This is a genomic window from Pseudomonas sp. NFPP07, assembly GCF_900115645.1.
GTDB classification, from domain to species: Bacteria; Pseudomonadota; Gammaproteobacteria; order Pseudomonadales; family Pseudomonadaceae; genus Aquipseudomonas; species Aquipseudomonas chlororaphis.
Genome location: NZ_FOXG01000005.1, coordinates 372,259 through 393,349 on the forward strand (window position 1 = coordinate 372,259; position 21,091 = coordinate 393,349).

Annotated in this window: 19 protein-coding genes; 5 read left to right on the plus strand and 14 right to left on the minus strand. The window is 65.3% G+C overall.

Annotated features, from left to right (window positions below):
- The first annotated feature begins 6 nt into the window (after nucleotides 1–6).
- The 4 genes from BM019_RS15205 to BM019_RS15220 are packed head-to-tail and all read left to right on the plus strand — an operon-like array spanning nucleotide 7 to nucleotide 3,900.
- Nucleotides 7–768, plus strand: coding sequence for an SDR family NAD(P)-dependent oxidoreductase (locus BM019_RS15205; RefSeq protein WP_007925739.1), 762 nt, complete (start codon nucleotides 7–9; stop codon nucleotides 766–768).
- A gap of 9 nt (nucleotides 769–777) precedes the next feature.
- The gene (locus tag BM019_RS15210) at nucleotides 778–1,968 is read left to right on the plus strand and encodes an acetyl-CoA C-acyltransferase (RefSeq protein ID WP_162270033.1); all 1,191 of its coding nucleotides are present in this window, start codon (nucleotides 778–780) and stop codon (nucleotides 1,966–1,968) included.
- A gap of 9 nt (nucleotides 1,969–1,977) precedes the next feature.
- Nucleotides 1,978–3,105, plus strand: a complete 1,128-nt coding sequence (locus tag BM019_RS15215; RefSeq protein ID WP_007925734.1) for an acyl-CoA dehydrogenase — start codon at nucleotides 1,978–1,980, stop codon at nucleotides 3,103–3,105.
- 21 nt (nucleotides 3,106–3,126) lie between these two features.
- Entirely contained in the window at nucleotides 3,127–3,900 is a 774-nt protein-coding gene (locus tag BM019_RS15220; protein ID WP_092418765.1) for an enoyl-CoA hydratase, read from the plus strand.
- Between the two features lie 255 nt (nucleotides 3,901–4,155).
- Here the strand turns inward: BM019_RS15220 and BM019_RS15225 are convergent, their stop codons facing one another.
- Complete coding sequence (locus BM019_RS15225; protein WP_009043814.1) at nucleotides 4,156–5,307, minus strand: acyl-CoA dehydrogenase family protein; 1,152 nt, start codon at nucleotides 5,305–5,307, stop codon at nucleotides 4,156–4,158.
- Nucleotides 5,308–5,310: 3 nt separating this feature from the next.
- Entirely contained in the window at nucleotides 5,311–6,432 is a 1,122-nt protein-coding gene (locus tag BM019_RS15230) for an enoyl-CoA hydratase/isomerase family protein (protein WP_092418766.1), read from the minus strand.
- Between the two features lie 261 nt (nucleotides 6,433–6,693).
- Between BM019_RS15230 and BM019_RS15235 the strand changes: the two genes are divergently transcribed.
- Nucleotides 6,694–7,557, plus strand: a complete 864-nt coding sequence (locus BM019_RS15235; RefSeq protein ID WP_092418767.1) for a LysR family transcriptional regulator — start codon at nucleotides 6,694–6,696, stop codon at nucleotides 7,555–7,557.
- Nucleotides 7,558–7,727: 170 nt separating this feature from the next.
- Here the strand turns inward: BM019_RS15235 and BM019_RS15240 are convergent, their stop codons facing one another.
- From BM019_RS15240 to arnB, 12 genes are all read right to left on the minus strand, one after another.
- The gene (locus tag BM019_RS15240) at nucleotides 7,728–8,435 is read right to left on the minus strand and encodes an HPP family protein (protein ID WP_092418768.1); all 708 of its coding nucleotides are present in this window, start codon (nucleotides 8,433–8,435) and stop codon (nucleotides 7,728–7,730) included.
- Between the two features lie 156 nt (nucleotides 8,436–8,591).
- Nucleotides 8,592–9,776: an MFS transporter gene (locus BM019_RS15245; protein ID WP_092418769.1), complete on the minus strand. Its 1,185-nt coding sequence runs from the start codon at nucleotides 9,774–9,776 to the stop codon at nucleotides 8,592–8,594.
- Nucleotides 9,777–9,982: 206 nt separating this feature from the next.
- Nucleotides 9,983–10,534: a GNAT family N-acetyltransferase gene (locus BM019_RS15250; RefSeq protein WP_092418770.1), complete on the minus strand. Its 552-nt coding sequence runs from the start codon at nucleotides 10,532–10,534 to the stop codon at nucleotides 9,983–9,985.
- 42 nt (nucleotides 10,535–10,576) lie between these two features.
- Nucleotides 10,577–12,196 carry an ArnT family glycosyltransferase gene (locus BM019_RS15255; protein WP_092418771.1) on the minus strand — a complete coding sequence of 540 codons (1,620 nt, stop codon included), beginning with the start codon at nucleotides 12,194–12,196 and terminating at the stop codon, nucleotides 10,577–10,579.
- Nucleotides 12,197–13,570, minus strand: coding sequence for a UDP-glucose dehydrogenase family protein (locus BM019_RS15260; RefSeq protein WP_092418772.1), 1,374 nt, complete (start codon nucleotides 13,568–13,570; stop codon nucleotides 12,197–12,199).
- A complete protein-coding gene (gene arnF / locus BM019_RS15265) occupies nucleotides 13,567–13,980 on the minus strand; it encodes a 4-amino-4-deoxy-L-arabinose-phosphoundecaprenol flippase subunit ArnF (RefSeq protein WP_085530883.1) in 414 nt (137 codons plus the stop codon). The genes BM019_RS15260 and arnF overlap by 4 nt, the downstream gene beginning before the upstream one ends.
- Nucleotides 13,977–14,321, minus strand: a complete 345-nt coding sequence (gene arnE / locus BM019_RS15270; protein ID WP_092418773.1) for a 4-amino-4-deoxy-L-arabinose-phosphoundecaprenol flippase subunit ArnE — start codon at nucleotides 14,319–14,321, stop codon at nucleotides 13,977–13,979. Before arnE ends, arnF begins: the two co-directional genes overlap by 4 nt.
- Complete coding sequence (gene arnT / locus BM019_RS15275; protein WP_009043832.1) at nucleotides 14,318–15,964, minus strand: lipid IV(A) 4-amino-4-deoxy-L-arabinosyltransferase; 1,647 nt, start codon at nucleotides 15,962–15,964, stop codon at nucleotides 14,318–14,320. Before arnT ends, arnE begins: the two co-directional genes overlap by 4 nt.
- Nucleotides 15,961–16,845 carry a 4-deoxy-4-formamido-L-arabinose-phosphoundecaprenol deformylase gene (gene arnD / locus BM019_RS15280; RefSeq protein WP_092418876.1) on the minus strand — a complete coding sequence of 295 codons (885 nt, stop codon included), beginning with the start codon at nucleotides 16,843–16,845 and terminating at the stop codon, nucleotides 15,961–15,963. Before arnD ends, arnT begins: the two co-directional genes overlap by 4 nt.
- Nucleotides 16,845–18,851: a bifunctional UDP-4-amino-4-deoxy-L-arabinose formyltransferase/UDP-glucuronic acid oxidase ArnA gene (arnA, locus tag BM019_RS15285; RefSeq protein WP_092418774.1), complete on the minus strand. Its 2,007-nt coding sequence runs from the start codon at nucleotides 18,849–18,851 to the stop codon at nucleotides 16,845–16,847. The genes arnD and arnA overlap by 1 nt, the downstream gene beginning before the upstream one ends.
- Nucleotides 18,848–19,867, minus strand: coding sequence for an undecaprenyl-phosphate 4-deoxy-4-formamido-L-arabinose transferase (arnC, locus tag BM019_RS15290; RefSeq protein WP_009043835.1), 1,020 nt, complete (start codon nucleotides 19,865–19,867; stop codon nucleotides 18,848–18,850). Before arnC ends, arnA begins: the two co-directional genes overlap by 4 nt.
- Before the next feature lie 4 nt (nucleotides 19,868–19,871).
- On the minus strand, nucleotides 19,872–21,011 hold the full coding sequence (arnB, locus tag BM019_RS15295) for a UDP-4-amino-4-deoxy-L-arabinose aminotransferase (protein WP_092418775.1): 1,140 nt from the start codon (nucleotides 21,009–21,011) through the stop codon (nucleotides 19,872–19,874).
- Between the last annotated feature and the right edge of the window lie 80 nt (nucleotides 21,012–21,091).

Below are 21,091 nucleotides of genomic sequence, written 5' to 3' on the forward strand. Positions count from 1 at the left end.
CTCATGATGCACATCGAAAACAAGGTTTTTCTCGTCAGCGGCGGCGCTTCCGGTCTCGGCGCGGCCACCGCGCAGATGCTGGTCAAGGCCGGCGCCCAGGTGATGCTGGTGGATCTCAATGCCGAAGCCGTTGCGGCCCAGGCGCGCCAGCTTGGCTGCCAGAGCACGGTCGCCGATATCACTGACGAAGCGGCCGCCGAAGCGGCGGTGCAGGCCACGCTCAAGGCGTTCGGCGGCTTGCACGGGTTGGTCAACTGCGCCGGCATCGTGCGCGGCGAGAAGATCCTCGGCAAGCACGGTCCCCATGCCCTGGCCAGCTTCAGCCAGGTGATCAACGTCAACCTGATCGGCAGCTTCAACCTGATGCGCCTGGCCGCGGCGGCGATTGCCGAAGGCGAGCCGAACGCCGACGGCGAGCGCGGGGTGATCATCAACACCGCCTCGGCGGCGGCCTTCGACGGGCAGATCGGCCAGGCCGCCTATGCCGCCTCCAAGGGCGCCATCGCCAGCCTGACCCTGCCGGCCGCCCGCGAGCTGGCGCGCTTCGGCATCCGGGTGATGACCATCGCCCCGGGCATTTTCGAAACCCCGATGATGGCCGGCATGAGCGACGAAGTTCGCGCGTCCCTGGCCGCCGGCGTGCCGTTCCCGCCACGCCTGGGCAAGCCGGACGAGTACGCCGCGCTGGTCGGGCATATCATTAGCAACAGCATGCTCAATGGCGAGGTGATCCGTCTCGACGGCGCCTTGCGCATGGCAGCCAAGTAAAGAGGATTGATCATGAACCAGGATCCGATCGTTATCGTCAGCGCCGTCCGCACCCCCATGGGCGGCTTCCAGGGCGAGTTGAAAAGCCTGACCGCGCCGCAGCTCGGCGCCGCCGCCATCAAGGCCGCGGTGGAGCGCGCCGGGGTGGCCAGCGACAGCGTCGATGAAGTGCTGTTCGGCTGCGTGCTGCCGGCCGGTCTCGGCCAGGCGCCGGCCCGTCAGGCGGCGCTGGGCGCCGGGCTGGACAAGGCCACCCGCTGCACCACCCTGAACAAGATGTGCGGCTCCGGCATGGCCGCGACCATCGCCGCCCACGACATGCTGCTGGCCGGCAGCGCCGACGTAGTGATCGCCGGCGGCATGGAAAGCATGTCCAACGCGCCGTACCTGCTGGACCGTGCTCGCAGCGGCTACCGCATGGGCCATGGGCGGGTGCTCGACCATATGTTCCTCGACGGCCTCGAAGACGCCTACGACAAGGGCCGCCTGATGGGCACCTTCGCCGAAGACTGCGCCGAGACCAACGGCTTCAGCCGCGAAGCCCAGGACGCCTTCGCCGTGGCCTCGCTGACCCGCGCCCAGCAGGCGATCAAGGACGGCAGCTTCAAGGCGGAAATCGTGCCGCTGCAGGTCACCGTCGGCAAGGAACAGCAGACCATCAGCGACGACGAACAGCCGCCCAAGGCCAGGCTGGACAAGATCGCCACGCTGAAGCCGGCGTTCCGCGACGGCGGCACCGTCACCGCGGCCAACTCCAGCTCGATCTCCGACGGCGCCGCGGCCCTGGTGCTGATGCGCCGTTCCGAGGCCGAGCAACGGGGCCTCAAGCCGCTGGCGGTGATCCATGGTCACGCGGCGTTCGCCGACACCCCGGGGCTGTTCCCGGTGGCCCCGGTCGGGGCGATCAAGAAACTGATGAAGAAGACCGGCTGGTCGCTGGATCAGGTCGAACTGTTCGAAATCAACGAAGCCTTTGCCGTGGTCAGCCTGGTCACCATGCAGAAGCTGGAAATCCCCCACGACAAGGTCAACGTCCACGGCGGCGCCTGTGCCCTGGGCCATCCGATCGGTGCGTCCGGCGCGCGGATCCTCGTGACCCTGCTCTCGGCCCTGCGCCAGCAAGGCCTGAAACGCGGCGTCGCGGCCATCTGCATCGGCGGCGGCGAAGCCACGGCCATGGCCGTCGAATGCCTGTATTAAGGAATCAGCATGCTGCCTAATGACGAACAACAGCAGATCAGCGACGCGGCCCGACAGTTCGCCCAGGAACGCCTGAAGCCGTTCGCCGCCGAATGGGACCGCGAGCATCGCTTCCCCCGCGAGGCCATCGGCGAAATGGCCGGGCTGGGCTTCTTCGGCATGCTGGTGCCGGAGCAGTGGGGCGGTTGCGACACCGGTTACCTGGCCTACGCCATGGCCCTGGAAGAGATCGCCGCCGGCGACGGTGCCTGCTCGACCATCATGAGCGTGCACAACTCGGTGGGCTGCGTGCCAATCCTCAAGTTCGGCAACGACGAGCAGAAGGAGCGTTTTCTCAAGCCCCTGGCCAGCGGCGCCATGCTCGGCGCCTTCGCGCTGACCGAACCCCAGGCCGGCTCCGACGCCAGCAGCCTGAAAACCCGCGCGCGGCGGGAGGGCGAGCATTACGTGCTCAACGGCTGCAAGCAGTTCATCACCTCCGGGCAGAACGCCGGGGTGGTGATCGTGTTCGCGGTGACCGATCCGGCGGCCGGCAAGCGCGGCATCAGCGCCTTTATCGTGCCCACCGACTCGCCGGGCTACAGCGTCGCGCGGGTGGAAGACAAGCTCGGCCAGCACGCCTCCGACACCTGCCAGATTCTCTTCGAGGATGTGAAGGTGCCGCTGGCCAACCGCCTGGGCGAGGAGGGCGAGGGCTACAAGATCGCCCTGGCCAACCTTGAAGGCGGTCGTGTGGGCATCGCCTCGCAATCGGTGGGCATGGCCCGCGCGGCCTTCGAGGCCGCCCGTGACTACGCCCGCGAGCGGCAGAGCTTCGGCAAGCCGATCATCGAGCATCAGGCGGTGGCCTTCCGCCTGGCGGACATGGCCACCCAGATCGCCGTGGCGCGGCAGATGGTGCACTACGCCGCGGCCCTGCGCGACAGCGGCAAGCCGGCGCTGGTGGAGGCGTCGATGGCCAAGCTGTTCGCCTCGGAAATGGCCGAGAAGGTCTGTTCCGCCGCCTTGCAAACCCTGGGCGGCTATGGCTACTTGAACGATTTTCCGCTGGAGCGCATCTACCGCGACGTGCGGGTCTGCCAGATCTACGAAGGCACCAGCGACATTCAGCGCATGGTCATTTCGCGCAACCTCTGACTTTTAGCAGGAGCTTGATCCATGAGTTACGAAACCATTCTGTTGGAGATCAAGGACCGCGTCGGCCTGATCACCCTCAACCGCCCGCAGGCGCTGAACGCCCTCAACGCGCAGATCGTCAGCGAGTTGAACCAGGCTCTGGACAGCCTGGAAGCCGATCCACGGATCGGCTGCATCGTCCTCACCGGCTCGAAGAAGGCCTTCGCCGCCGGCGCCGACATCAAGGAAATGGCCGAGCTGACCTACCCGCGGATCTACATGGACGACCTGTTCAGCGACAGCGACCGGGTGGCCAACCGGCGCAAGCCGATCATCGCCGCGGTCAACGGTTTTGCCCTGGGCGGCGGCTGTGAACTGGCGCTGATGTGCGACTTTATCCTGGCCGGCGACAACGCCAAGTTCGGCCAGCCGGAAATCAACCTCGGCGTGCTGCCGGGCATGGGCGGCACCCAGCGCCTGACCCGCGCCGTGGGCAAGGCCAAGGCCATGGAAATGTGCCTGACCGGGCGTTTTATCGATGCGGTGGAAGCCGAGCGTTGCGGCATCGTCGCGCGCATCGTGCCGGCCGACGAGCTGTTGGACGAGGCGTTGAAAGTCGCGGCGCTGATCGCCGGCAAGTCGGTACCGGTGAGCATGATGATCAAGGAAAGCGTGAACCGCGCCTTCGAAGTCAGCCTCTCGGAAGGCGTGCGTTTCGAGCGCCGGGTGTTCCATGCGGCTTTCGCCACCGAGGACCAGAAGGAAGGCATGGCGGCGTTCATCGCCAAGCGCGAGGCGCAGTTCAAGGACAAATAGTCCGGGCTGTCGTTGCCCATAAAAAATCGCAGCCCTGGCTGCGATTTTTTATTTGCGGTGTTTGTACGGAAGCTATCGCGGGCAACGCGTGTGCCTGTAGCCGCTGGCGCAGCCTGCGATCGACCGGTACGGTCGCAAGGCGGGCGACGCGGTTCAATGGATGGGCCGCGTCAGGGCTGACAGCGAGTCCTTCGGCCTCGATCGCAGGCTGCGCCAGCGGCTACATCTCGGCGTGCCCGCGATGCTTTTAGGCGGTCACAACAGATAGTGCTTCAGCTCCCGGGCGATCAGCATGCGCTGGATCTCGCTGGAGCCTTCGTAGATCTGGGTGATCCGCGCGTCCCGGTAGTAACGCTCCACCGGGTAGTCCTCGAGGTAGCCGTAGCCGCCGTGGATCTGGATCGCCGAGGAGCAGACCTTCTCGGCCATTTCCGAGGCGAACAGCTTGGCCTGGGAGGCTTCCGACAGGCACGGCTGGCCGGCGCTGCGCAGGCGCGCGGCATGCAAGATCAGCAAGCGCGCGGCGTTGAGGCGGGTGTGCATGTCGGCCAGCAGGTTGGCGATGCTCTGGTGCTCGATGATCGGCTTGTCGAACTGCACCCGTTCGCGGGCGTAGGCCAGCGCCGCCTCGAACGCGGCGCGGGCGATGCCCAGGGCCTGGGCGGCGATGCCGATGCGGCCGCCTTCGAGGTTGGACAGGGCGATGGCCAGGCCCTTGCCGCGTTCGCCCAGCAGGTTGGCCTCGGGGACGGTGCACTGGTTGAGGGTCACCGCGCAGGTGTCCGAGGCGCGGATGCCCATCTTGTGTTCGCTGCGATCGACGATAAAACCAGGAGTGTCGGTGGGCACCAGGAACGCCGACAGGCCTTTCTTGCCCAGCTCGGGATCGGTCACCGCGAAGACGATGGCCAGCTTGGCGCGCCGGCCGTTGCTGACGAACTGCTTGGCGCCGTTGATCACCCACTGGCCGTCCTTGAGTTCGGCGCGGGTGCGCAGGTTGTGGGCTTCGGAACCGGCCTGGGGTTCGGTCAGGCAGAAGCAGCCGATCGCCTGGCCGCTGGCCAGGTCCGCCAGCCAGGTCTGTTTCTGCTCCTCGCTGCCGTAGTTGAGGATCGGCCCGCAGCCCACCGAGTTGTGGATGCTCATCAGCGCGCCGGTGGCGCCGTCGCCGGCGGAGATTTCTTCCACCGCCAGGGCGTAGGCCACGTAGTCGACGTAGGTGCCGCCCCATTCCTCGGGTACCACCATGCCCAGCAGGCCCAGCTCGCCCATCTTCGCCACCAGGGCGTCGTCGATCCAGCCGGCCTTTTCCCAGGCCTGGGCGTGGGGGGCGATTTCACCGCGGGCGAAGTCCCGGGCCATGTCGCGGATCATCACCTGCTCTTCGCTCAATTCAATGTCGTGCATGGCTCAGCTCCGGCTCGGGTCGAAAGCGCTGAAGAAACTCGCCACGTGCGCGGCGTCCAGCGCCTGCAGGGTCGGTGGGTTCCAGCGTGGGTTCTTGTCTTTGTCGATCAGCAGGGCGCGCACGCCCTCGATCAGGTCGCCGCGCTCGAACCACTGGCGGTCCAGGTGCAGCTCCAGGGCGAAGCAGTGTTCCAGGCTCAGCTGGCGGCCGCGTCGGAGCATTTCCAGGGTCACGGCCATGGCCAGCGGCGAGCGGGTCGCCAGCAAGTCGGCGGTGCTGGTGGCCCATTCATGAGTATCGCCCAGGGTCACTTCGCGCAGTTGCTGCACGATGCCCGGTACATCGGCCTGGGCAAAGAAGTGGTCGATGGCCGGGCGCAGCGCCGCCAGTGGCGCATCCGGCAGTTGCTGCACACCGAGCCTGGCCAGCAGGCCCTGCAGGTCCTTGAGCGGAGTGTCGTGCCATTGCAGGCTGTCGAGGCGCTGGTCCAGCAGGCTCAGCTTGTCGCTCTCCAGGTACCAGTCCGCCAGCCCGCAGTACAGGGCATCGGCGGCGCGAATCTGCACGCCGCTGACCCCCAGGTAGATGCCCAGCTCGCCGGGGATGCGCGACAGGAAATAACTGCCGCCGACATCCGGGAAATAACCGATGCCGACTTCCGGCATCGCCAGGCGGCTGCGCTCGGTGACCAGGCGCAGGTCGGCGCCCTGGACCAGGCCCATGCCGCCGCCGAGGACAAAACCGTCCATCAGCGCCAGCACCGGCTTGCGGTAACGGTGGATCGCCAGGTCCAGCGCGTATTCCTCGACGAAGAATTCCTCGTGCAGGGTCTGGCCGTTCTGGTAGCTGTCGTACAGGGTGCGGATATCGCCGCCGGCGCAGAAGGCTTTTTCGCCGGCGCCGCGCAGGACCACCGCGTGCACCTGCGGGTCCTGGGCCCAGGCATCGAGCTGGCGTTGCAGGGTGCGCACCATGCCGAGGGTGATGGCATTGAGGCCGGCGGGGCGGTTGAGGGTCAGGTGACCGATGTGGTTGCGGACTTCGGCCAGCACGTCCTGTGGCGAGGCCTCGACCGACGTGGCGCCGGCGTCTCGCGTGGCCTGGGATGGAACCTGAGCAGTCATCACTAACTCCCTGCTTTTATTGTTCTTTATAGGTGTGTTCGCGCGCGAACGATGAGGGATCGTAACAGTGCAAATTTGCCATGTACAACCTGGATAACTGCAGGTTGGCTGTGCATTTTTGCATGGGGGCGCAGCCGCCTTCGACGCTGTTTGTGGTGCAGCCGAAGCCAGCATGGCGGGCCCGTATTTATCCGCCGTCCAGGCGCACCGGACGACGAGCGCCGCTACAATGGCGCTCGACTTTCGTGACCCAGAGGCAACATGGACATCGACCTGGCCCGCACCTTTTTGCAAATCGTCCGCAGCGGCAGCCTGATCGCCGCGGCCGAACGCCTGCACCTGACCCAGACCGCGATCAGCGCCCGGGTGCAGAACCTCGAAGGCCAGCTCAACTGCAAGCTGTTCGTGCGCAACCGCGCCGGGGCCCGGCTGACGGCCGACGGCGAGGCGTTCATCGTCTACGCCAACCAGCTGGTGCAGACCTGGGAAGCCGCCCAGCGCGACCTGCCGCTGCTGGCCGGTTATCGCAACGTGCTGCACATCGGCGGTGAAGTCAGCCTGTGCAACCCGCTGATGCTCAACTGGGTAAGGCGCTTGCGCCAGGCGATTCCCAGCCACGCGGTGCGCAGCCAGATCGCCGAGGGCGCGAGCCTGCAACGCCAGCTGGAACTCGGCGTGCTGGACGCCGCGCTGGTGTTCCAGCCGGTGTACGGGCCGGGGTTGCAGGTCGAGCAGTTGCTCGAGGAAAAGCTGATCCTGGTGCGCCTGACCGGCAAACCCGAGCCTTATGTGTACATCGATTGGGGCGAGGATTTTCGCCGCCAGCACGACGCGGCGCTGCCGGACCAGGCCAAGGCCGCGGTGGGTTTCAACCTCGGGCCGCTGGCCTTGCAGTTCATTCTCGAAGGCGGTGGCAGCGGCTACTTCCGCACCCGGGTGGTGCAAAGCTACCTGGACAGCGGCGTGCTGGAACGGGTGGAGAAGGCCCCGGAATTCAATTTCCCGACCTACCTGCTGTACGCCCGCGAACGGGATTCGGCCCAGCTGCAGCAGGCCTTCGAGGTGCTGCGCGAAGTCATCGCCAGCGACACCGACTGGTCGCAGCGTTGGGATCCGATGATCTGAGTCGTAAAACGCGGCGCCTGGTTTTACGACCGCTTCGCGCTCGATCGCAGCCTGCGGCAGCGGCTACAGGAATCGCGGAGCCTGTGTAGCCGCTGCCGAGCCCGCGAGGCTGCGATCGGCAACGCAGTTGCCGTAAAACCTGAGCTCGCGATCTGTCCAGATAACCCCGATCACACCCGCGACGCCAACACCTCACCAATACTGCGCCGGCGCGCATGGGCCTCACTGGCGTGGATCAACTGCTCCAGATCTTGCGGCGTGACGTCGAAGAATTCCTGCATTTCATCCAGCGCCAGCTTGAGGTCGGCGGCGGTGATGGCCTGGGTATCGCTCGGCGGCTGATCGGCGGGCAGTTGGGTCGCGGGTTCGCTCTGGCCCTTGGGGTAACGGATGCGGGTCAGGTTGTTGTAGGCCAGGGCGCTGAGCAACAGGCACAGGGCCGCCAGCATCACCGGGCCGAGGGCCAGCCAGTCGAGGGCGATGGTGGCCGGGTCGGCCAGCACCATCGTCAGGGCCACGGCGCCGGCCGGCGGATGCAGGCAGCGCAGCCAGCACATCAGCACCAGGGACATGCCGGCGGCCAGGCAGGCGCTGCCCAGGGTGCGCCCGAGCACATGGGCCACCAGCAACGCCAGGACCGCGGCGCACAGGTAGCCGCCGAGGATCGACCAGGGTTGCGCCAGCGCCCCGGACGACACTGCGAACAGCAGCACCGCCGAGGCCCCCAGCGGACCGATCAGGTGCAGCGCCACCTCCATGCCGAACACCCGGCCGCACAACCAGACACTGAACAGCGTGCCCAAGGCCATGCCGATCGCGGCGCGGCTCCATTCCGAGGGGCGGGTATTGATGGCGGCGGGTTTCCAGCGAGCGAGCATGACGAAGCGATCCAATTCCGGTTTTGCGGGCAAAAAGAAGGGCTTGTCTGGCGCACCAGAAAGCCCTGAAACGTTCCAACATTTGGGGGAGGAACCGGCACAGTGTGCCGATCAAACCAAACGCCTACAAATTCATAATAATGCTGTTTAAGTGCATTATTTTTGTACTGTGGCGGCCTGGGCCACCCGCCGTCCGCTCATGAAACACAGCAGGCCGCCCAGGGCGGTCAAGGTGCTCAGGGCATAGAACATGGTCGGCGCCGGGGTATGCACCAGCAGGTAGCCGCAGATCACCGGGCTCAAGGCGCCACCCAGGGCTGCGAGGTTCTGCGCGCCGTAATAGCTGCCGCGCAGGGCCTCGGGGGCCAGGGTGTCGATGAACAGGAACTCCGCCGGGTAGATGATCATCTCGCCAAGGGTGAAGACGAACATCGCCAGGCACCAGCCCAGCAGGTTGTCGGCCAGGCTGAAGCCGATCAGGCCGAGGATGAACAGGCTGGTGCCGACGGCGATCCAGTAGCGCAGCTGTTCGCGCTTGAGGAAACGGCCGATCTGGTACTGCAGCAGGATCACGCTAATGGCGTTGCACGCCAGCAGGGCGGCCATGGTGTCGAGGGCGCTTTTCGCGTCTTCGGTGACCAGCAGGTACTGCGACAGATACAGGGTGAAACGCCCGTGGACGATGGTGCTGAGCAGGCAGCCGCAGGTGAACATGATCAGCGTGCGGTCGTTTTTCAGGGTTACCAGGGTGTCGAGGAAACTCTGCGGCTTGCTCAGCGAGGGCAGGCCCGGCGTGGCTGGAATGCCGCGCATCAGCAGGGTGCTGAGAAAGGCAATGGCGCCGGCGATCAGGAACGGCGCCAGCGGCAGGTGCCCGGCGATCACCACGCCGAGCATGGGGCCGGTGGCGTAGCCGATATTGGTCAGGGTGTAGCGCAGGGAGAACACCCTGGCCCGCTGACTCACCGGCAGGTTTTCACTGATGATCGCCTTGGAGCCGATCAGGAACAGCGCCGAGGCGGTTTCGGTGATCACCAGGATCGCGGTGGTCAGGTAGAGGTTGTGGGCGAAGGTCAGCAGCACAAAGCCGATGCCGCTGGAGAGCATGCTCAGGATCAGCAGCCGGCGCTTGTCCAGGCGATCGAGGATGTAGCCGCCATACAGCGCGAGCAGCGTGGCGATGAACACCGCGACCCCCAGCAGCAGGCCGACGTCCTGCTGGTCGAGGCCGAGTTTTTCGCTGAGGAACAGGGTGAGCAGGGGGCTGGTGATGGCGCGACTGACGACAATGGTCAGCGAGCAGATCATCAGGCGGCGGATAACCAGCGAGTAAGTGGCCACGGTGGTGCACGAGTCCTTGTTGTCTGAGTGGGCGACAATCCCTAGCGATCCTGCAGCCCAGGCTTGCCATCCTCTGACAGTTGCGCGAGCACTTCAAGACAGGCCCGTACCCCATTTCAAATACCGCACCCATCTTCCGTAGGAGCGGAGCTTGCTCGCGATGGTCGTTAACGATGGCGCGTACTCATTGGATGAACGCGGCGCACTCAAGTGCATCGCGAGCAAGCTTCGCTCCTACAATTAGCAGGCAATGTCAGGCGCATGGCGCAGCGCCGGGCCGCTGGCAGGCCGTGGCGAACTTCGTCGGCCAGCACCTGCCGCAGGCGCGGCCCCAATTGGTCGGCTTCCAGGGTGACGAAACCGCAGCGCTGGTAGAAGGGTTCATTCCATGGCAACTGGCGGAAGGTGCTCAGGGTCAGGGCGCTGAACCCCTGCTGGCGCGCCTGTTCGCCCACCGTCTGCAGCAGGCGACGGCCGATACCGCGCCCTTGGGCGGCGCTGGCGACCGAGATCTCCCAGATATGCAGCGCGTCGGCGCAGGCTTCGGCGTCGAGGAAGGCGCACACCGCTTGGTCGAGCACCGCCACCCACACCCGCTGCTCGCGGATATGTGCGCGGTGCTGCGCGGCGTCGGGCACCTCGGCGTCGGCCAGCCAGGCCAGTTCGGGGTCGCGGCGAAACAGCGCGGCGGCGCTGCGTTCGATGGCGGGGAGCAGGGTGGCATCGGCCTCTGTGGCCAGGCGGATTTGCAGAGTCATGGGGCGCGAGTGTAAGGAGCCAGGGCGCGACCGATCAACCGTTCAGGGTTGGGTGGTGGCGGGCAGGTGCAGCATGACGTAGTCGTTGTTGTCGAAACGCCCGCCGAGCACCGGGGTCAGTCGCGCCAACGGCGTGGCTTTCAGCGTCGCCAGCTCGCCTCGATCCATCACCACCCAGGCCGGGCCCGGGATGGCGGCAAGGGCCTCGGAGCGCTCGGTGAACAGCGGCTGCAGGTCCTGGTCGAGGTGGACCATGAACTTGATCGCCTTGGCGTCCTTGCCCATATGGTGCAGCACCACTGGGGCCGGGTCTTGCTCGATCAGCTTCCAGGCGGCCAGGGTGAAGGTGCGGGTGTCGTAGAGCTGCCGGGCCAGCGGCTCGAACCCAAGGATATAGGCACTCCAGACGGCCAGCACGGCGCCCAGGGCCAGGCCGCCAATCCGCCAGCGCGGCATGCGCAACAGGCCCAGCGCCGCCAGCTGCAAAACGCCGAGCAACACCAGCAGAGGGTTCAAGCCGGCCAAGGGTTCGGCGAAGCGCCGCTGCGCCGCCAGCAACGCGGCTATCAGCAATCCGGGTGTCAGCAGCCACAGGCCCTGGATACCCCGGCGCAACCAGGCCAGGCCGCGGCCCTGGACGTCGTGGAAGGGATAAGCCGCGACGATCGCCAGCATGGGCAACATCGGCAGCAGGTAGCGGGCTTTTTTCGCCTGGGGAATCGACAGGCCGATCAACACCAGCAGGGCCGCGGCGCTGCACAGCACCAGCAACCTGCGCGCGCGATCCTGCTGCTCGCGGGGGCCAAGCCACACCGCCAGCCAGGTCAGGATCGCCAGCGGGTAGGCCAGGGCATAGTTGCCCAGGGAGCTGCTGAAGTAATAGAACGGGCCGCTGCTGCCTTCGCTGCCGTCCATGCGCCCGGTGAACTGCATGCGGATCACCTCCTGCATAAAGGCCGGGCCGCCACTCAGCCGGGCCAGCCACAGCAACAGCGCCACGCATGCCAGCAACAACAGCAGGGCGCTGCCACCGAACACCAGCATGCGTCGCCACTGGCCTTCGAGCAGGTAATAGCTGCACAGCATGCCGCAGGGAATCACCAGGCCGATCGGCCCGCGAATGGCGAACCCTGCGACCAGCAATGCGAGGATCAGCCACAGGCGGCGCGGCGCGGCGAAGTGATCGTGGGCATACCCCAGGTAGAACACCGCCAGGGCGATGGCGGCGAGCATCAGGTCGAGGGAGACGGCGCGGGTTTCGCTGATGAAGGTGCTGCTGAGCAACAGCAGGGCGATGCTGATCAAGGCCCAGGTTTTCGAACAGGGCGCCAGCAGGCGGTACATGAGGTTGACGATCAGCGCCCCGGCGATGGCCGTGGGCAGCCAGGCCGCGAGGGTCGTGACCCTGCCCGAGGCCAGGGCGAACAGGTCGATCAGCAGGGTCGAGGCGCTGGAGTAGTCAGCATAGGGTTGGCCATAGGTGGTGGGAAAAAAGCCCGGCCCATGGCGCAGCATTTCCTTGGCGAACAGCACGAAGCGCGAATCGAAGCCGATCACCGCCACTTGGCCGGCGTTGGCACAAAACAGCAGCAGGGCCAGCAGCCCCAGCCCCCAGGCTTGCCAATGCAGGGTGCTGGAAGGCGTGCTGCCGGCCCTGGGCATTCAGGCCTTGGCCCTGGCGTCGGCCCATTGCCGATGAGGAATCGGCAGCTGGCGCGACTCGCCGCGGCCGATCGGGAAGTAAGTGAAGCCGTTGCGGGCCAGGCGCTCGGCGTCGTACAGGTTGCGCCCGTCGAAGATCACCGGGGCCTTGAGGCGCTGTTGCAGCAGTTGGAAGTCCGGCGCCTTGAACTGCTGCCACTCGGTGCAGATGATCAGCGCGTCGGCGTCGTTGAGCACCGATTCCGGGGTGCCCATCAGCATCAGCTTCGGTTCGTCGGGGTACAGGCGCTGGGTTTCCTGCATGGCCTCAGGGTCGAAGGCGCGCACGTTGGCGCCGGCGGCCCACAGGGATTCGAGCAGCACCCGGCTGGGGGCATCGCGCATGTCGTCGGTGTTGGGCTTGAAGGCCAGGCCCCAGAGAGCGAAGGTCTTGCCTTTCAGGTCGCCCTGGTAGAAGGCGTTGATGCGCTCGAACAACTTGTGTTTCTGCCGTTCGTTGATGGCTTCCACCGCTTGCAAAAGGTCGCTGGAGCAATGGGCCTGCTCGGCGCTGTGGATCAGCGCGCGCATGTCCTTGGGGAAACACGAGCCGCCATAACCGCAGCCCGGGTAGATGAAGTGGTAGCCGATGCGCGAGTCGGCGCCGATGCCCAGGCGTACCGACTCGATATCGGCCCCCAGGTGTTCGGCCAGCTCGGCGATCTGGTTGATGAAGCTGATCTTGGTCGCCAGCATGCAGTTGGCGGCGTACTTGGTCAGCTCGGCGCTGCGCAGGTCCATGAACATGATGCGGTCATGGTTGCGGTTGAACGGCGCGTACAGGTCGCGCATCACGTCGCGGACTTCTTCGCGCTCGCAACCGACGATGATCCGGTCCGGCCGGCGGCAGTCGGACACCGCCGAGCCTTCCTTGAGGAATTCCGGGTTGGAGACGATATCGAACTGCAGGGCGCGCCCGTCCAGGGCCTTTTCAATATGGGCTTTCAAGGTGTCGCCAGTGCCTACCGGCACCGTGGATTTCTCCACCAGGATCACCGGCTGCTCGCGGTGCCGGGCCACGGCGTCGCCCACCGACAGCACGTAGCGCAGGTCGGCCGAGCCGTCCTCGCTGGACGGCGTGCCGACCGCGATAAACAGCACCTGGCCATGTTGCACCGCGAGTTTTTCGTCGCTGGTGAAACTCAGGCGCCGGCTTTCCAGATTGTCGCGCACCAGGCTCGACAGCCCGGGCTCGAAGATACTGACGTGCCCCTGTTGCAGCTGCTGGACCTTGTGCTCGTCAATGTCCATGCAAATGACATCGTGGCCGACTTCGGCTAGCACGGCGGCCTGTACGAGGCCGACATAACCACTTCCAAATACGCTGATTTTCATGGGGTATTCCTGGGACTTGTCGCGGGAGCAGGTCGTGAGTTGATGGTAATGACGCCGAGGATGACCAGCGCCACCCCCAGGGTTTTCGAGAGACTGAACGGTTCGTTGAACAGTGGCAGGCTGGCGGCCAGCAGGTAGACCAGGGCGTAGCTGATGCTGAGCAGGGAATAGGCCCGGCCCAACGGCAGGTCGCGCAGGGCCAGCAGCCAGCAGAGCATCGACAGGACATAGGCGAGGATCGCCGCCAGCACCACGCCCAGCGCCAGCAGGTCGACCTGGCCGCCGGACAGCGCCGCCAGCCAGTCCGCGGGTACCGGCAGGCGGGTCATGCTCCAGCGCATGCCCAGTTGCGCGGCGCTGACCAGCAGCACGCTGCCCATGGCGAAGGTGAAGCCCAGAGCCCGGTTCATGCGTGGCGACTCAACAGCAGCACGCCTGCCAGTACCAGCGCGACGCCCAGCCAGTGGCGGCGGTCGATGGTTTCATGGAAGACGAAGCGGGCGATCAGGGTGATCAGCACGAAGTTCAGGCTGAGCATCGGGTAGGCGATGCCAACCTCGACCCGCTGCAGCACCAGCAACCACACCAGCAAGCCCAGGCCGAGGCTGGCCAGGGCCAGCCACAGCCAGGGCGAGCGCAGTTTGTCGAGGGCGCCGGAGGGCTGGCCACGCCAGCTTTCCACGGCGAACTTCTGCGCGATCTGGCCCAGGCAGGTCAGCAGGCAGGCGGCGAGCAGCAGCAACAGGCTCATGGCTGGCTCTGAGGGAAGATCAGGATCACGAGATTGCCCTGGTCATAACGTTTGAAATCCTGCGGCAACAGATCGATTTCGTAGTGTTCGTCGCCATTGACCCGCATCACCACGCCCACCTGGCCTTGCTTGCGGGCCTCGGGCATCCATTCGCCGACCTTGCGCAGGTCGATATAGCGATGCTGGGTGTCAGGATAGGCCAGGCCATATTTCACTTCGCCTGTCGTGTTGTACAAGGCGATATCCGGGCGCTTGAGGCGCCAGGCCAGGGCCGAGGCGGCGCCCAGGTCGTTGCTCACCAGGGTGTGGCTCTTCGCGAGTTCCTCGGCGTGATCGATGATGAATTGATCCGGCATCTTGTTGTAGACCACCGAGTTCGGTAGGCCGGCCGGCAGCAGGGCGATGAACAGCCAGCTGCCGAGCGCCGGCGCGGCCCACAGTTGCAGCGGGCGGAAGGCCGGCAGCAGGTTGCTCATGTTCCAGCCAAGCAGGGCCAGGAACACCAGCACCAGATGCCCGGGCTCGTTGCTGTACAGCGGCTTCTTCAGCTGGAAATACACCAGCGCCAACAGCAGCAACAGGCCCAGCACCAGGTTGAGCACCGCGTTGAGGCGGATGATCCGGGTCTGCCCGGCGTGCAGCCGGTCGCTCAGGCTATTGCCCATCAACAGCGCCAGCGGCAGCAGGCACGGCAGGATATAGGCCGGCAGCTTGCCCTTGCTCAGGCTGAAGAGCGCCAGCGGCAGGATCAGCCACAGCAGCAGGAAACCGATGCTCGCCTGACGCCGGGTCTGCCAGGCCTGCTTCAAGGCACCGGGCAGCACCAGGACCCACGGCATGCTGTAGGCCACCAGCAACGGCAGGTAGTACCACCATGGCGAGGCGTGCTGGGCGTCGTCACCGGCAAAACGGCGGATGTGTTCATGCCAGAAGAAGAACCGCCAGTAATCCGCTTCCTGGGCATGTACCGCCAGGGCCCACGGCAGGCTGACGACAATCGCCACCAGCACCGCCACACCGCCGTAGACAAACAGCTCGCGCAGGCGTTTTTGCCAGAACATGTAGGGTAGGGCGATCAGCACCGGCAACAGCCAGGCGAGGAAACCCTTGGTCATGAAGCCCATGCCGCAGGCGAAACCCAGGCCGGCCCAGGCCAGCAGGCGGCCGCGCAGTGTCTGGTTGTCCAGGGCGAACCACAGGGCCACCAGGCTCAGGTTGACCCAGAAGGTGAACTGCGGGTCGAGGTTGGCATAACCACCGGCGCCGACCACCACGCAGAAGCTCATGTACAGCAGGGCGCAGACCAGGCTCTTGCGCGGGTCGTTCCACAGCCGCCTGGCCAACAGGTAGGTGAGCAGCACACTCAGGCCCATGCTCAGGGCCGAAGCCACCCGCACGCCGAACAGGTTCTGGCCGAACACCGCCTGGCCGAGGGCGATCATCCAGTAGCCGGCGGCCGGCTTCTCGAAATAACGGATACCCATGAAATGCGGCGATGCCCAGTGGCCGGTCAGGAGCATTTCCTGGCTGATCTGCGCATAGCGGGTTTCATCGGGAATCCACAAACCGTGGGTGGCCATCGGCAGCAGGTAGAACAGGCCGAAGGCAAGCAGTAAAAGAGGCAGGGCCCAGCGTCTGGTCATGCGCCTTGCACCCCCAGCCAGCCTTCGCGGCCCTCGAGGGCGCCACGAATGACCTGCCCCTGGGGCAGGCTCTGCAAGGAGGCGGGCAACAGGTTGCCCAGGGTAGTGAAATGAATGTCGCGCTGGCGGGCTTGCGTCAGCAGTTGACGAAAATCGTTGGCCATCAGAATCCCTTCGACCTCGGCGTGAATGGTGTAGACGTTGAGCCTGTCAGGGCTGAACCGGTCCAGGATGAATGTGTTGAAGTCGTGGGCCGCGACGGCTGGCCCGACCACTTCGTCGAAGGTCGGCAGGTCGACCGGAATCTGCGGAGCACCCAGGCCGCCATCCGCCAGCCGGGGCTGGAAGATCGAGGTGCCGCGGCAATCGCTGTTGTAGCGAAAGCCGAAGCCCTGCTTGGCCTCGATCACACGCTCGTCGGCGCGCCAGCCGGCGGCCGCCGAGCAGTCGACTCGCTGGCCGAGAATGTCATTGAGGGTGTCGACGCCCTGGCGGGTCTGCTCGATCAGCTGCGCCTGGTTCCAGCGCCCGGCATTGGCCTGCCAGCCGTGGTGATCCCAGGCGTGCAGGCCAACTTCATGACCGGCGTCCCGGGCCTGGCGCATCAGGTGCCCAAGGTCGCGGCCAATGGGCTTGCCCGGCCAGGCGGTGCCGGCCAGCAGGATGTCCCAGCCATACAGACCGGCGGCGTTGGAGCGCAGCATCTTCCACAAAAACTGCGGGCGGATCAGGCGCCACAGGTGGCGCCCCATGTTGTCCGGGCCGACGCTGAAGAAGAAGGTGGCCTTGATCCCGGCCTCGTCGAGCAGCTCCAGCAACCGCGGCACTCCCTCACGGGTGCCGCGATAGGTGTCGACATCGATTCGCAGACCTGCCTGCATCAACATGCTTCTTCTTTAGAGTGCTCCGCGATTTCGAGCATGGCTTCGCGCAGGAAGAAGTCCAGCGTGTTGCCGATGGTTTCCTTCATCTCGACGGTCGGCTCCCAGTTCAGCAGGCGCTTGGCGTTGGCAATGCTCGGCTTGCGGTGTTCCACGTCCTGGTAACCGGCACCGTAGAAGGATTTGCTCTCGACCTCGCGGAAACCGGCGAACGGCGGGAAGTTGCCACGCAGCGGATGGGCCTCGAACTGACGCAGCAGCTCTTCGCCCAACTGGCGGATGCTGGCTTCGTTGTCCGGGTTGCCGATGTTGATGATCTGGCCGTTGCACACATCGTTTTCGTTGTCGACGATGCGCGCCAGGGCTTCGATGCCGTCGGCGATGTCGGTGAAGCAACGCTTCTGCTCGCCACCGTCGAACAGGCGGATCGGCGTGCCTTCCACCAGGTTGAGGATCAGTTGGGTGATGGCCCGGGAGCTGCCGATGCGCGCCGAATCCAGGCGGTCCAGGCGCGGGCCCATCCAGTTGAACGGACGGAACAGGGTGAAGTTCAGGCCCTTGCTGCCGTAGGCCCAGATCACCCGGTCCAGCAGTTGCTTGGACACCGAGTAGATCCAGCGCTGCTTGTTGATCGGGCCGACGATCAGGTTGGAGCTGTCTTCGTCGAAGTTCTGGTCCTGGCACATGCCGTAGACCTCGGAGGTCGACGGGAAGATCACGCGCTTGTTGTATTTGACGCAGTAGCGGACCAGCTTGAGGTTCTCTTCGAAGTCCAGTTCGAACACACGCAGCGGGTTGCGGGTGTATTCGATCGGGGTGGCGATGGCCACCAGCGGCAGGACCACGTCGCACTTCTTGATGTGGTACTCGATCCACTCGGAGTGAATGCTGATGTCGCCTTCGACGAAGTGGAAATGCGGATGGTGACGCAGGCGCTCGATGGCGTCGCAGCCGATATCCAGGCCGTAGACCTCGTACTTGTCGTCACGCAGCAGGCGTTCGGACAGGTGGTTGCCGATGAAGCCGTTGACGCCGAGGATCAGCACCCGGGTGCGCCGCGGGGCACGACCGGATTCGGCGCCGCGCAGCAGCGAGCCATCCACCAGGCCCAGCTCGTTGGCCAGTTGCGGGCCGCTGAGGTACAGGCCGTTGTCGTTGCGCTGGCCGGCGTTGATCAGCAGCGAGTCCTGGCCGCAGGCGATGCGCAGCGGGTCGACGCTGATCACCCGGCCCGGGGCCTGGCCTTCGTTGCCCTTGACCACCTCGGCGCTCCAGACGATCAGCTTGTGCTCGCCCACGGCGCAGAACGCGCCCGGGTAAGGCTTGGTCACGGCCCGCACCAGATTGAACAGTTGCTCGGCCGGCTGGCTCCACAGCAGCTTGCCATCCGCCGCGGTACGGCGACCGAAGTAGCTGGCCCTGGATTCGTCCTGGGCGGTTTCGCTGACCTTGCCTTGCGCCAGGGCGGGCAGGGTGTCGCGCAGCAGGCTGGCGGCGGCATCGCGCAGTTTGCCGTGCAGGCTCAGCGCGGTATCGCTGCGCTCGATGGCCACCCGCTGCTGGGCAACGATCGCCCCGGCATCTGGGCGCTTGACCATGCGGTGCAGGGTCACGCCGGTTTCGCTTTCGCCGTTGACCAGTACCCAGTTGGCCGGCGCGCGGCCACGGTAGCTCGGCAGCAGCGAACCGTGCAGGTTGAAGGCGCCCTTGCTGGCGGTGGCCAGCAGCGCTTCGCTCAGCAGGTTGCGATAGTAGAAGGAGAAGATGTAGTCGGGGTTGAGTTTGGCGATGCGCTCGACCCACAGCGGGTGGTTGGCGTCTTCCGGAGCATGCACCGGGATGCCTTTTAGCGAGCACAGTTGGGCCACGGAGCCGTAGAAGGTGTTTTCCTTGGGGTCGTCGGCATGGGTGAAGACCGCGCCGATTTCATAACCCGCGTTGAGCAGGGCTTCGATGCCCGCGCAGCCGATATCGTGGTAGGCGAAGACAACAGCTTTATGACTCATGGCGAAACCTGATCGGAGAGAGTGGAAGTTAGACCGTCGACGGTGACAGCGGGAGCAGGGGCGGCAGGCTGGCTGCGCAGAACTTTTTCAATGAAGAAGCGTGGACGGGCACGCACATCGCTGTACATGCGACCCAGGTATTCGCCCAACAGGCCCATGCCGATGAACTGGCCACCGGTGAACACGAACAGGATGGCGAACAGCACGAACATACCGTCGCCGGCCCATTCGGCGCCGAACACCAGGCGCAGGAAGATCAGCAGCAGGGCGAACAGCACGCCGAGGCCGGCCATGCTGAAACCGATGATGCTCAGCAGGCGCAGCGGCGTGGTGGTCATGCAGGTGATCAGGTCGAACATCAGGTTGATCAGGCGCATCGGGCTGTACTTGGAGTCGCCGTGTTCACGCTCGGCGTGGTTCACCAGCACTTCGGTGGTGTGGCGGGCGAAGCTGTTGGCCAGGATCGGGATGAAGGTGCTGCGTTCGCGGCAGGCGAGCATGGCGTCGACCACGCTGCGGCGGTAGGCGCGCAGCATGCAGCCGTAGTCGTTCATGGCCACGCCAGTGGAGCGTTGCACGGCGAGGTTGATCAGCTTCGACGGCCAGCGGCGCCAGGCGGAATCCTGGCGGTTGTTGCGCACCGTGCCGACCACGTCGTAGCCCAGCTCGGCCTGGGCCACCAGGCGCGGGATTTCTTCCGGAGGGTTCTGCAGGTCGGCGTCCAGCGTGATGATCACGTCGCCACGGCATTGCTCGAAACCGGCCATGATCGCCGCGTGCTGGCCGTAGTTGCGGTTGAGGATCACCGCCACCACCGGGCTGCCTTCGCGGCCGGCCGCTTCCTCGAGGATCTGTGCCGATTCGTCGCGGCTGCCATCGTCCACCAGGACGATCTCGAAATCGTGCTTGAGCTGGCGACAGGCCGCTTCAGTGCGGCGCAGCAGTTCGGGCAGGCTTTCTTCTTCGTTGTAGACCGGAATGACGATCGACACGAACTGGATTGGATAAGGTTTCAAGGTTTCAGTCCAGACAGGTTTTGATGGCGCCGACGACCCGCTCGACATCGTCGAGGGTCATGTCGGGGAACAGCGGAATCGAGCACAAGCGTGCCGAGTTCCATTCGGTGTTGGGTAAATGCACATCCGGGAAGCGCTGGCGGTAATAGCTGTGCAGGTGAGTGGCGACGAAGTGGATGCCACTGCCGATATTTTGTTCCTGCAAGGCCTTCATGAAGCCGTCGCGATCGATGCCGCAACGCTCGGCGTCGATGCGCAGGATGAACAGGTGCCAGGCATGTTGCTGCGGATACTGTGGCAGGTGCAGCGGTTGCACCGGCAGGTCGCGCAGTTGTTCCAGGTAGGCATTGGCCAGGACCTCGCGCTGGTGATTGATCGCATCCAGCCGCTGCAACTGCACCAGGGCGATGGCGGCATTGATATCCGCCAGGTTGTATTTGAAGCCGGGCTCGATCACCTCGGCCTGGGGTTTGCGCCCGTGGGTCAGGCGGTCATAGGCGTCGACGCCCAGGCCATGGAACTTGAGCATGCGCACCCGGTTGGCCAGGGCCTCGTCGTCGCTGACGAACATCGCGCCTTCGGCGCAGGTCATGTTCTTGATCGCATGGAAGGAAAAGATCGCCGTGCCCTGGGCGCCGACAGGCCGGCCGCGATAGCTGGTGCCGGCGGCGTGGGCGGCGTCTTCGATCACTGCGATGCCGTGTTTGTCGGCCAGGGCGTAGAGCGGATCGAGGTCGAAGGCGGCACCGGCGTAATGCACCGGGATGATCGCCTTGGTCCGCGGTGTGATCGCCGCTTCAATCGTGGCGGCGTCGGTCATCAGGGTGTGGGGATCGACATCGACGAAGACCGGAGTCGCGCCCAGCAGGCAGATCATGTTGGCGGTGGAAACCCAGGTCTGCGAGGGGGTGATCACCTCGTCGCCGGGGCCGATGCCCAGCGCCAGCAGGGTAATGTGCATGCCCCCTGTGGCCGATGACAGCGCCACTGCGTGCTGGCAGCCGACCCGCGCGGCGAATTGCTGCTCGAGCTCCTGGTTTTTCGGTCCGGTAGTGATCCAGCCAGAACGTAGAACCTGCTCGACCGCAGCGATCTCTTCATCGCCAATACTCGGGCGCGAGAAAGGAAGGAAAGCCTGGTTCATTGAGACCTCGGGGAAAAAGGATTTCAGCAATCGAAAGAAGAAAAAGCGCCTGTGCCACAGCTGGAGTTATTCAAAAAAGG